The organism is Sphingobacterium sp. BIGb0165, from assembly GCF_024810095.1.
Taxonomy (GTDB): domain Bacteria; phylum Bacteroidota; class Bacteroidia; order Sphingobacteriales; family Sphingobacteriaceae; genus Sphingobacterium; species Sphingobacterium detergens.
Genome location: NZ_JANUEB010000009.1, coordinates 197,088 through 208,812, shown reverse-complemented (window position 1 = coordinate 208,812; position 11,725 = coordinate 197,088). Strand labels below are relative to the sequence as shown.

The 11,725-nt window shown below is 39.0% G+C and carries 14 protein-coding genes and 1 other RNA gene; 9 read left to right on the top strand and 6 right to left on the bottom strand.

Annotated elements, in window-relative coordinates; translation table 11 throughout:
• Window positions 1–58: 58 nt before the first annotated feature.
• Complete coding sequence (gene tgt, locus M2408_RS20850) at window positions 59–1,189, bottom strand: tRNA guanosine(34) transglycosylase Tgt (RefSeq protein WP_120261511.1); 1,131 nt, start codon at window positions 1,187–1,189, stop codon at window positions 59–61.
• Window positions 1,190–1,412: 223 nt separating this feature from the next.
• On the opposite strand from tgt, the gene M2408_RS20845 reads away from it, so the two are divergent.
• A complete protein-coding gene (locus tag M2408_RS20845; protein ID WP_259186370.1) occupies window positions 1,413–2,576 on the top strand; it encodes a glycosyltransferase in 1,164 nt (387 codons plus the stop codon).
• A 22-nt stretch (window positions 2,577–2,598) separates the two neighbouring features.
• On the top strand, window positions 2,599–3,234 hold the full coding sequence (gene rsmG / locus M2408_RS20840) for a 16S rRNA (guanine(527)-N(7))-methyltransferase RsmG (protein ID WP_259186369.1): 636 nt from the start codon (window positions 2,599–2,601) through the stop codon (window positions 3,232–3,234).
• Here rsmG and M2408_RS20835 read toward each other — a convergent pair whose 3' ends face one another.
• Together M2408_RS20835 and M2408_RS20830 are read right to left on the bottom strand one after the other, a co-directional pair.
• The gene (locus tag M2408_RS20835) at window positions 3,235–3,825 is read right to left on the bottom strand and encodes a hypothetical protein (protein WP_259186367.1); all 591 of its coding nucleotides are present in this window, start codon (window positions 3,823–3,825) and stop codon (window positions 3,235–3,237) included.
• A gap of 77 nt (window positions 3,826–3,902) precedes the next feature.
• Complete coding sequence (locus M2408_RS20830; protein WP_259186365.1) at window positions 3,903–4,136, bottom strand: hypothetical protein; 234 nt, start codon at window positions 4,134–4,136, stop codon at window positions 3,903–3,905.
• 378 nt (window positions 4,137–4,514) lie between these two features.
• Between M2408_RS20830 and dprA the strand changes: the two genes are divergently transcribed.
• The 5 genes from dprA (at window position 4,515) to accD (ending at window position 8,760) form a co-directional block, all read left to right on the top strand.
• On the top strand, window positions 4,515–5,636 hold the full coding sequence (gene dprA / locus M2408_RS20825; RefSeq protein WP_259186364.1) for a DNA-processing protein DprA: 1,122 nt from the start codon (window positions 4,515–4,517) through the stop codon (window positions 5,634–5,636).
• An 84-nt stretch (window positions 5,637–5,720) separates the two neighbouring features.
• Window positions 5,721–7,223, top strand: coding sequence for an MFS transporter (locus M2408_RS20820; protein ID WP_259186363.1), 1,503 nt, complete (start codon window positions 5,721–5,723; stop codon window positions 7,221–7,223).
• Window positions 7,216–7,443: a DUF6814 family protein gene (locus M2408_RS20815; protein ID WP_104384975.1), complete on the top strand. Its 228-nt coding sequence runs from the start codon at window positions 7,216–7,218 to the stop codon at window positions 7,441–7,443. The genes M2408_RS20820 and M2408_RS20815 overlap by 8 nt, the downstream gene beginning before the upstream one ends.
• 151 nt (window positions 7,444–7,594) lie before the next feature.
• Window positions 7,595–7,692, top strand: an RNA gene (gene ffs / locus M2408_RS20810) — signal recognition particle sRNA small type.
• A 225-nt stretch (window positions 7,693–7,917) separates the two neighbouring features.
• Window positions 7,918–8,760 carry an acetyl-CoA carboxylase, carboxyltransferase subunit beta gene (gene accD, locus M2408_RS20805; RefSeq protein ID WP_120261504.1) on the top strand — a complete coding sequence of 281 codons (843 nt, stop codon included), beginning with the start codon at window positions 7,918–7,920 and terminating at the stop codon, window positions 8,758–8,760.
• 91 nt (window positions 8,761–8,851) lie between these two features.
• Here accD and M2408_RS20800 read toward each other — a convergent pair whose 3' ends face one another.
• Window positions 8,852–9,211, bottom strand: a complete 360-nt coding sequence (locus tag M2408_RS20800) for a hypothetical protein (RefSeq protein ID WP_259186361.1) — start codon at window positions 9,209–9,211, stop codon at window positions 8,852–8,854.
• 272 nt (window positions 9,212–9,483) lie between these two features.
• Here M2408_RS20800 and M2408_RS20795 point away from each other — a divergent pair, with 272 nt between their 5' ends.
• Window positions 9,484–9,819 (top strand): MerR family transcriptional regulator, encoded by a 336-nt coding sequence (locus tag M2408_RS20795; protein ID WP_077437903.1) that lies wholly within the window; start codon window positions 9,484–9,486, stop codon window positions 9,817–9,819.
• Window positions 9,820–9,974: 155 nt separating this feature from the next.
• The gene (locus M2408_RS20790) at window positions 9,975–10,334 is read left to right on the top strand and encodes a DUF488 domain-containing protein (RefSeq protein ID WP_259186360.1); all 360 of its coding nucleotides are present in this window, start codon (window positions 9,975–9,977) and stop codon (window positions 10,332–10,334) included.
• A 98-nt stretch (window positions 10,335–10,432) separates the two neighbouring features.
• Here M2408_RS20790 and M2408_RS20785 read toward each other — a convergent pair whose 3' ends face one another.
• Together M2408_RS20785 and M2408_RS20780 are read right to left on the bottom strand one after the other, a co-directional pair.
• Entirely contained in the window at window positions 10,433–10,927 is a 495-nt protein-coding gene (locus M2408_RS20785) for a metallophosphoesterase (RefSeq protein ID WP_259186359.1), read from the bottom strand.
• Between the two features lie 3 nt (window positions 10,928–10,930).
• A complete protein-coding gene (locus M2408_RS20780; RefSeq protein ID WP_259186358.1) occupies window positions 10,931–11,638 on the bottom strand; it encodes a tRNA1(Val) (adenine(37)-N6)-methyltransferase in 708 nt (235 codons plus the stop codon).
• Window positions 11,639–11,725: the final 87 nt, after the last annotated feature.

Sequence of the window (11,725 nt, the reverse complement as noted above, 5' to 3'; positions counted from 1 at the left end):
TCTACTTCTGCAAGTCTATGACTTACATACTTTATCTATATTTTTTTATGTGACTCTATTACAAACGTTGATCCAAAATTTTCACCATTTTATTTTTCCAGTCATAGAATGTACCATCTATGATTTTCTCGCGGGCTTGATTGACCAACCAAAGATAAAAATGTAAATTGTGTAATGAAGCAATTTGCGCTCCCAAAATTTCCTGTGATTTTATCAGATGTCTTAAATAAGCCTTTGAATAGAATTGATCGGTATGTAAATCACTTTCTGCTTCAATAGGCGAAAAATCATCCTTCCATTTTTCATTTTTGATGTTAATGATACCATTTTGTGTAAACAACATACCATTTCGCGCATTACGCGTTGGCATTACACAGTCAAACATATCAACCCCTAAAGCAATATTTTCCAGGATATTTACAGGAGTACCTACCCCCATTAAATAACGTGGTTTTTCTTGCGGTAAAATATCACAAACCACTTCGGTCATCGCGTACATTTCCTCTGCCGGTTCACCCACTGATAATCCACCGATTGCATTTCCATCCCGATTAAAGGATGCTATTGTCTCTGCGGATTTTATCCTTAAATCTTTATAAACCGATCCCTGCACAATAGGAAATAATGTCTGATCATATCCATAAAGGGGATCAGTGCTATCAAAACGATCTACACAGCGTTTCAACCAACGATGGGTCATATCCAAAGAACGACGTGCATAACCATAATCACATGGATAAGGTGTACACTCATCAAATGCCATAATGATATCCGCACCGATAATACGCTGCGTATCCATCACATTTTCTGGTGTAAAAAGATGTTTTGAGCCATCAATGTGCGAACGAAAAGTAACTCCTTCTTCTTTGATCTTACGTACCTCTGTCAACGAGTATACTTGATAACCGCCAGAATCCGTCAAGATCGGACGATCCCAACCATTAAACTTATGTAACCCTCCGGCCTTATTCAGTACATCCAATCCCGGGCGCAGATAAAGATGATAGGTATTACCTAAAATAATCTGTGCTTCAATATCATTTTTCAACTCATGCTGATGAATGGCTTTCACCGTACCAGCGGTGCCAACAGGCATAAAAATTGGAGTTTGAATGGGACCGTGTGCAGTTTCGACAACACCCGCACGTGCTTTTGATAGTGTATCTTGTGCTTGTAGCGTAAATTTCATTAATATTTTCCTCTGTGACTAATTATATTCCAGTAGACAGATTTCTGCGCATGTTCTTTCATAACGCCAGTAAGACTGTTTTTCGTAACGGAAATAAGGTTCCGCTTACGGATATGTTTACGCCCGTCTTTTCCTAAAATATGTTGCAAAAATACTATAAAAAGATTTGCAAACAGGATGTTTCAGGAATAAATTATCATTTTCCTTTATAAAAAGATTGTGAATGCGCTTATCTTTGTGGGCTATGCTTGACCTACATGTATTTTTGGCCAATCTTCCATATATCATATTTGGGATATTAGGTCTTTTCCTATTGGCACAATTATATTACATCTTATTTGTTTACAGCAAATTGAGCAGGTATCAAATTGAACCGAATCAAACGGAAACCGATCTTCCTCCATTATCTGTCATTATCTGTGCGCACAATGAACAGGACAATCTTAGGGAATTTCTGCCCAGTATCCTAAATCAAGATTATGCTAATTTCGAGGTCATTGTCGTAAATGATTTTTCCACGGACGAAACCCCTTGGGTACTTCAGGAATTTGATGAGCAATATGCTCATTTAAAGATTGTCGATATCAAAGAGCATATCCGATTGAAACATGGTAAAAAATTCGCTGTGAGCATGGGGATCAAAGCTTCGAAATATGAGACTTTGGTATTTACCGATGCCGATTGCGTACCTCAATCTGATCAATGGCTGAAAGAAATTGCTTCTGCCTTTAGACCAGAGACCGAAATCGTATTGGGCTATTCCCCCTATTTTAAGAAAAGAGGTCTACTCAACCTCTTGATCCGGTTTGAGACAAGCCATACCGCTATGAGCTACCTATCCTATGCACTCAAAGGAAATGCCTATATGGGTGTCGGTCGAAACATGGCCTACAAAAAAGAACTCTTCTTTCGAAATAAAGGATTTGCAGCACACATGCATATTAAATCTGGTGATGACGATCTTTTTGTCAATCAAAATGCAACAGCGATAAACGTCAATATCGCCCTTGCACCAGCTGCTATTGTTTACTCAGCTCCCAAAACAACCTGGAAAAGTTATTATAAACAAAAAGCGAGACATTCTGGGGCATCCACCATCTATAAAAAACGCCATCAACGCATGTTGGGAACGCAACTGGTTTCTGCGGTATTATTTTACCTGACTCTAATCGCTGTTGCTGCCGCATTTCCCACTTTTTGGTACGTTCCCCTTACAGCTTATCTACTGCGACTATTCGCCCAATGGGCCGTTTTTACATCTATTTACAAGAAACTCGAAGTGAAAGAGCTGATTTGGTGGCTTCCATTGGTAGACTTCATCTACTATTTCTATATTTGCATCAACGGTTTGTTCAGCCGAAAAAAGAAAAAAATAAGCTGGAAATAATTCACCTTTAAAACATCACATTTTGAATCCGACAGTCGATATCATCTACACCTACTTTCCGAAATTAACGGATATACAGAAAGAACAGTTTGCCAAACTTGCAGACCTCTACACTTTATGGAATAGCCAGATCAATGTAATTTCACGTAAAGACATCGATAGTCTATACCTTCATCATGTATTACATTCATTGGGTATTGCCAAATTTGTGCAGGAGTTAGCTCCAGGAACACAGGTTTTAGATGTCGGAACCGGTGGTGGTTTTCCAGGTATTCCTATGGCGATCCTGTTTCCAGAAGTTAAGTTTCATTTAGTGGATTCGATCGGAAAAAAAATCAAAGTAGTTCGTGAGGTCGCAGCAGCATTAGAACTTAAAAATGTAGAAGCCGACCATATTCGTGCTGAACAATTAGACGACAAATACGACTTCGTTATTTCACGGGCTGTAACCAGACTCGGAGATTTTACACCTTGGATCCGAAACAAATTTGCAAAAAAAGACAAAAACGGAATTCCAAACGGGATCCTCTACCTCAAAGGTGGCGACCTAAGTGAAGAAATCAAAGAATCCAAATTAAAAGCCGAATTGCACCCACTCTCGAGTTACTTTAAGGAAGACTTCTTCGATACAAAATATTTGGTATACGTACCCATGTAGTTAAAGTTTTGCATTATCCATAGGAAACTGAAGTCGCCTATGGATAATGTCTACAGAATCTAGATAATATGTTAAGCACTTATGTATATAAGCGATCTTCTCATACCGATCATGCTCACGAAACCACTTTATAGCGGGTTCATAATATATCCTAAATTTACGCAATGAATCTCCCGACAACTTACTGTATTCCTTCGTCAGTGGATACCATTCTTCCCGAATCAGATCCTGTTGGTATTCCTTTTCAAACTGTCGCTGAAGCTTTCTCGCATTCCGCCCTTTTCGACTCAACTTATTATAAAGCTTATTAATACTCAGCCCTACCCCACCTTTCTTGGGCAAGTTAACCATCTCCTTGCTATCCCCTAAGGCATAAATGGATTTGTAAGTTTCTTTTTTCTCGTTAAGCTTGTCTTCAGCTAGGCTATTTTTACCCTTAACCTGGATTGTATCTAAACGGAGCGTATCTTTTCCATTCTTCTTTTTTACGGTATCCTGCAAAACGAATTCTACAGGCTGAGCAAAAACCGGCCGATCACAAGCAAAATAAATACAAAAAGCGATTAAAAACAGGAAACCAATACGTGCCATATCTATAATTGATTACCCTAAGATAATCAACATGAAATAAGGCCGAAATGACTTTAACGATCTTTAACTTATACGACTTATTGCCCCAGTTCTTTTTTGATCTCCTCACCGATCAGGTTAACCTCTTCGTCCATGCCGAACATTGGCAACTCAGTTTCAGGATTCAGTTTCAACCAAGTGGTATCTGTATCCTTAATAATTTTCACATATTCCATTCCATCTTTAAAGACAACATAGGTATCTTCCTCTTCCGGAAAAACAGAATAAATCACGTCACCTAACTCGATATCAAAAGGTTCTTTCATTTCCATGCTAAAAATATTGTTAATCAAGCAAAGCTACCAAATCCAGCACATTCTTTCCAAACACGATCTCAATTTCTTCCCCATAAAAGAAAGTTCGCAGATTATATTGCATCAACTACAATAAGACAAATGAGCAATCCTGCTCAAAAAATCATCGGTCAGCGGCAATGATATGAAATGTTCGGTACAGAAACTGTGCACGACCTACCATCTCGTTGGTAGCATAAAAACCAAGGGATGTCATGATCCAACCTATTTCTGTCGTGCTTTCATTTAATTAAAGATTATACATGTTGTTAAAAACAACCTTCAACACGAATTGCTTATTCTAATGAAAAGTCATACAAGATTTATAATTTTTCACTATATTTAAAGTACCCAATTATGAAACTTATCTATCCCATAGCTTTGACTAAGATCAAGGGCATTGGCCCTCGAACAGCCCGTAGTATCATAGCTCATAGTGATAGCCTAGCGGATTTCTTTTCCTATTCAAAAAAAGATCTAATGCAAATCCCCGGAGTACGGGAATCAATTGCAGACGCAATACACAACAAAACATACCTGGAAGCCTGTGAAAAAGAACTCGCTTTTATTGATAAACATCGCATCAAAGCCTTATGGATTGAAGATAAGGACTATCCCGATCGACTCAAGCAATGTGATGATGCTCCCCTCATGTTATATTACAAGGGACATGCCGCACTCAACTCAACCAAAGTGATCAGTATCGTTGGGACGAGAGATGCAACACATTATGGGCAGCGGCTATGCGAAGACTTTATGCAGGGCTTAAATGAAAATCAAGATCTACTGATTGTCAGTGGTCTCGCGTATGGTATTGATGCATTGGCACATCGCAACGCCTTAAAGAACAATATACCAACGGTTGCAGTGCTCGGACATGGATTGGATCGGATATACCCTGCCTCGCACCGTGAACTAGCATCAAAGATGCTCGAACATGGCGGCTTATTAACCGAATTTACATCTGAAACCATACCTGAGCGGGTTAATTTCCCGATGCGTAATCGGATTATCGCTGGAATGGCTGATGTTACGATTGTTGTAGAAGCAGCAATCAAAGGCGGAGCTTTGATCACCGCCGAAATAGCAAATAGCTATAATAGAGATGTATGTGCCTTTCCGGGTTCCATTTACGAAAAGAGTAGTGAAGGAACCAACTATCTGATCAAAACAAATCGGGCACATATGATCAGGCATGTTCAGGATCTCGAATATCTGATGAATTGGGAAATCAGCAAAAAAAATGAAGCCAACCAACAATTAACACTTTCCTTTAAGCTGGATAAGGATCAAGAGCGTCTTTTTAACCTCATTCATACAACAGGACAACTGGAGCTTAATCAGATGATCGACCAGCTTCAATGGCCACAGAGTAAATTGGCTTTGGTCTTATTGGAATTGGAAATGCAATCACTGATCCATTCGCTACCGGGAAAAGTCTATAAATCGCTTGGACAACCACTTGTAGCAACCAAATAATTATCTGGAGGTTACACAACAAGATTTTAAGTAATACATATAATATTTCTAGAGTAAGCAAATATAACACTAAACCAATTATTAATGAACGACAACAGTACAAAGAGCATCTGGAAAGTCATCGGTGCCTCTTCCATGGGGACACTCATTGAATGGTATGATTTTTTTATTTTCGGAAGTCTCTCCATCGTAATATCAACGAAGTTTTTCCCCTCCGAAAATCCGACAGCAGCTTTTCTATCTACATTAGCCACCTTTGCCGCTGGATTTGTCGTACGTCCTTTCGGTGCCTTGTTTTTCGGTCGACTAGGCGATATTATAGGACGCAAATACACCTTTATGGTGACACTGATGCTTATGGGTGGTGCAACATTTTTGATCGGCTGTATCCCAAGCTATGCAAGCATCGGTTTTTGGGCGCCATTAATCGTTCTGATCTTGCGACTTTTACAAGGACTTGCTTTGGGTGGTGAATATGGTGGTGCAGCCACCTATGTTGCAGAACATGCGCCAGTGGGACAACGCGGTTATTGGACATCCTGGATACAGACTACAGCTACATTTGGTCTATTTATATCCCTTGTGGTGATTCTTTTAACCAAAAACTTTCTGAGTGAAACTCAGTTTGACAGTTGGGGCTGGCGCGTCCCTTTTCTGCTCTCTTTAGTTATGGTTTATGTATCATATCTCATCCGTAAGAAAATGAAAGAATCACCCGAGTTTAGCAAAGCGAAAGCTGAGGGGAAGACAAGTACAAATCCATTAAAAGAAAGTTTCGGGAATCGCTATAACCTAAAATTTGTGTTACTAGCCCTATTTGGTGCAGCAATGGGACAAGGCGTCGTTTGGTACACCGGTCAATTCTATTCCATGAGTTTCATGAAAACAGTCATGCATCTCCAGTCCGATCAGGCTGATACCATTTTAGGTATTGCACTGCTGTTAGGCACACCTTTTTTTATCGTCTTTGGATGGCTTAGTGACAAAGTCGGTCGTAAATGGATCATGTTGGGCGGCATGCTCCTCGCCGTGCTAACCTACCGTCCAATCTACGAATCCATGTACCAGCTATCGAATGTTCAACAGAAAACAAAATTAAACGAAACAACAACACCGGGCACCGAACAAAATTCAGCCATTGTTACCGTCACCAAAAGTCAATATAACGATGGAACAGAAATGACCAGTTCAAAAATACAACATCAGACAGGTGAGCTTAAAGGAAAAGAAACGATTAAAACAACCACCCATTTGGCCGGTAAAAATTATATCCTACTCGTTGCCCTTATATTTATTCAAGTGATCTATATTACGATGGTATATGGCCCCATTGCGGCATTTTTGGTCGAACTATTTCCCGTAAAAATCAGATATACGTCCATGTCTTTGCCCTACCACGTCGGTAATGGTATATTCGGAGGGCTCCTACCTGCAGTTTCCACTTACCTCACCACAAATGCTGAAGCTTCCAATACCCCACAATTCTATTTAGCGGGATTAGGATATCCCATCATTATAGCCGCTGTCTGCTTTATCATTGGCAGTCTGTATATCAACAACAAATCAACACCTCCAAACCATGAATAATCTAAAAAAGCTTCTCGGTATTGTATGGATCCTTTTGGCCATATACACCGCATACTTTTCCATTTTTGAACTGGCATTACCCAAAATTTCAACAGGGCACCAAGAGGATCTGGTCTTTGGTATCATTATACTCTGTATCTTAACGCCGATCATCTCCCTGGGTTTAGGTCTGTTTGGGTACTATTCTTTGTTGGGCGAGTACGACAGAAAGAAGATGTAGTGCGTTAAAAAAATACTTTATGGTCATCTTAATGGATTATTTGTACCGGCAAGATGGCCCTCCGAACAATTTATTCTAATGAGAATCAGCACCCTAGAATAAAAAGGCATTTTTTCTTTCCTAAAACTATTTTTTTTTCTACTTTTGTGGCGGGTAAGTCTTCTACGACCAGCTCCCATTGACTCCCCCAGGTTGGGAACAAAGCAAGGGTATTTGGTTGAGCGGTGCGATAGGAGTAGCTTACCCTTTTTTTGTGCCCAAATTTTTGGTTCAACCCTCCTGCTTAACCTTACTTCAGCTCCTTTTTTAACAAAACAATTTGCATTCTAATCTGGTCTATTATTATACATCGGAATACTAACAAGGAAGCTTTCTAGACAAATACACTGATTTACTGCCACTTACATTCAACGCAATTATAATTGTATATAAAAGCATTTTTATCTAAGTTTGTAATCGAATAAGAACTATCGTATGAGTTGGTTTAAAAGAGAAAAAGCTGGTATTAGCACAGCTACCGCTAATAAAAAAGAAGCACCAGATGGCATGTGGAACAAGTGTCCCACTTGTAAAAAGCCGTTGTTGCATCTTGAACAAGTAGAAAACGACTATGTTTGTCAATATTGTGACCATCATTTAAGAATTGGCTCCAAAGAATATTTTTCAATTTTATTTGACAATAACGAATTTACTGAACTATTCCCTAATCTAAATTCTGGTGATCCACTGGAATTCTTCGATTCAAAACCATATCCTGAACGCTTAAAAGAAAGTCAGGCAAAAACAGGTCTGAAAGATGCAATACGCTCAGGTCACGGAAAAATGAATGGCAAAGACATCGTGATCGCTTGTATGGACTTTAGCTTCATTGGTGGATCAATGGGATCTGTTGTAGGAGAAAAAATTGCACGTTCAATTGATTACTGTATTGAACATAAAATTCCATTTATGTTGATCTCAAAATCAGGTGGTGCGCGTATGATGGAAGCTGCATTCTCTTTGATGCAAATGGCAAAAACTTCAGCTAAATTAGCTTTATTGGCGCAAGCAGGACTTCCTTATGTTTGTCTATTGACGGATCCAACAACCGGCGGAGTTACAGCATCCTATGCTATGCTAGGCGATGTCAATATTGCTGAACCGGGCGCGTTGATCGGATTTGCTGGCCCTCGTGTTATTAAAGAAACAATCAAAAAAGATCTTCCAAAAGGATTCCAAACATCCGAGTTTGTCCTTGAACATGGATTTTTGGACTTCATAGTTGACCGTAGACAATTAAAAGACAAAGTAGCTACTTATCTCAAATTGGTCGGATAAAACGGACAAAAGGAAAGCTAAATATAAAAAAGCTCTTAAAATATATTTTAAGAGCTTTTTTATGCTATAATTATTTCCAGATCCACAATATTTATAAGTGATGCCAAAATGCCCAGATCTTCCTTTTTGACAAGTAATCGGGATCATCTTCGTGACGATAAGCTTCTCGCTCGAAAGAAATATGGAGATAGGCCTTATCAAAATCGCGCAAGCGAACAAAACGGATGGCAAATTCACACAAATACCAAAGATAGAAAAACACAACCCCCAATTCCAATGCTTGGCGCAAATGGATGCGTTCATGACGGATTAATGCCCTATTATCTTTAAAAAAGCCATATTTTAGAAATATAATAGGAAAGATAGTAATCGCATTAGCTTTACCAAAAGAGAATAAATTTGTCCAAAACTTACTAACTATAATCATACGATCGATCAAAATAGGCTTCATACCTATCCAAACTTAACTAATTTAGCCTTCATTTACAATGCAAACCATCGTGTACAAATAGCAACATCATAGACTCAAGGTCTACAGCCCCTGCGATAAGCTACAAAGCGGAAATTCATCGCTTTTAAAAATCTGTTCGGAATCAGACATCAATTCGCTATTACCGGCTCATTTTCATAGCTCTATTTCCTCCTGAACTAAAATAAGAGATCGCAAAATTTCTTTTTGAACTGGAATTTTTATTAAGTTTGCTATAGATTAATTGCGAAGATATGCCATACAAAGAGCGTGAAATAAATAAATTGTATTATACAATGGGAGAAGTGACAGAGATGTTTGATGTAAATGCATCCCAGATACGTTTTTATGAGCGTGAATTTGATATTCTTCAACCCAAGAAAAATAAAAAAGGCAACCGTCTCTTTACGCAAGAAGATATCGCAAACCTCAAAATCATCTTCAACCTAGTAAAAGAAAAAGGATATACCCTGCAAGGTGCTAGAGACTATCTCCGTGACAATAAATCCGAAGCAAAAGAAAATCAACGTGTAGTGGACTCTTTAGAACGATTAAAAAGCTTTCTTCTGGAAGTACGTGATTCCTTATAAGCAATCAAAGATACACTGTCCTATGACTACTGTGCCCGAAGATTGATTACCATCAAGAAAGGACACAACATAAAACGGCTTCCGCTTTTCACTTAAAATCATATATTTATAGTATTGTAATCCATTGTGTAATATAATCTATAAAAAGCAACCCCATGAAGATCGTTATAAAAAGAATTTACGATCTATCGTCACCCGATGATGGTTATCGTATGCTTATTGACAGGCTTTGGCCACGTGGAATGACCAAAGAAAAAGCAAGTTTGTCAGAATGGAATAAAGACCTATCCCCCTCCTCAGAGCTCCGTATCTGGTTTCACCAAAACCCAGATCTATGGGATGATTTTGCAAAAAAATATAGAGAAGAACTCGATCAGCAGAACTTTGGAAAAAAATGGATGGAAGCACATAGGCAACAAACCGTCACTACATTGCTGTATGCAGCTAACAACAAAATACACACACATGCCACAGTTTTGCAGCAATATCTACAGGACCTTCAATTGACTATGTAATCGATATGCTTACAGATTTCTGCATTGGGCTAGCGGCAGCAATTTTTCTGGTAAATAAAATCTAATCTATAGAAGTTGGTAAATAGCTCTTTTATTGGCTATCTCTCATTGAGTTCAATAACTTCTAGGTTTTCGATCTTATCTTTATTGATATCAAAGCGCATGAGTGTTCTTACTTTATGCCAACCATGTTTTCCTGCAGCTCCGGGATTGAGATGAAGACAACTGATTTTCGGGTCAAACACAACTTTGAGAATATGGGAATGTCCTGTGATAAACAACTTAGGTGGATTTGCCATTAACTCGGCCTTTATCCGTGCTGCATACTTACCAGGGTAACCACCAATATGGGTCATAAAAACTTCCACCTCCTCACAGGTAAATCGCAAATCTTCGGGAAAACGTAACCGCAGATCTCTTCCATCTATGTTTCCATAAACCCCACGTAATGGCTTAAAAGCTTCCAATTGGTCCGCTACATCAGCATCGCCAAAATCCCCTGCATGCCAAATTTCATCACAATCAGCAAAGTACTTGAATACAGATTCATCTAAATAAGAATGTGTATCCGAAAGAAGTCCAATTTTTGTCATAGTTTAGAAAGCTAAAAAATAAGGCGCCAAGGCATTCTTATAAGATTCCGAGTAAACACCCTTAGATTGATAAATGACAAATTCAGCTTGATCAATCGTTGTTGTTTGCATACACCCGAAGGTCACAATCTTTCGAATAACAGGATCCCCATCAAATGATCTTATCTGAATTTCAGCAGTACAATGCAATCCATGATCAATCGCCAGTGCGGTTAGGGTTTCTGCAAGTTGGGTAGGGAGAATCAAAACGAGTCTACCCACGGAAGTTAAATGCAACGACGCGAAGTGTAGCAATTCACGGAAAAAGTCCAGATCACTGTGCCGGGCCAATTTTTTCCGCGCATCTGGATTATGTAACGAATCTGTATAAAAAGGAGGATTCGATACAATCAGATCGTAGTGCTCGCCTGTTTGCAATTGTTGAAATGACATGGCATGCAATACAAGACGGTTCTGAAAAATCGAATTACTGAAGTTTCTGCTCGCCATCTCTGCGGCCAACGCATCTATTTCCACAGCCTCTATCTGGCTATCGATCAAGCGTTGAGCCAACATGAGCGCAATCACACCAGTACCGGTACCCACATCCAAAACACGCTGCGCATCGCTTGTATCAACCAATGATGCCAGCAATACCCCGTCTGTATTGATCTTCATCGCACAATTGGATTGATCAACTTCAAATTGTTTAAATCGAAATATTGACGCCATGAGCCAAAGATAAAACTTTTGGAATGTTTGCCACAAAATAACGAAGGTATCATACAATTAATTTGTTAATTTAGTCTCTGATAAATC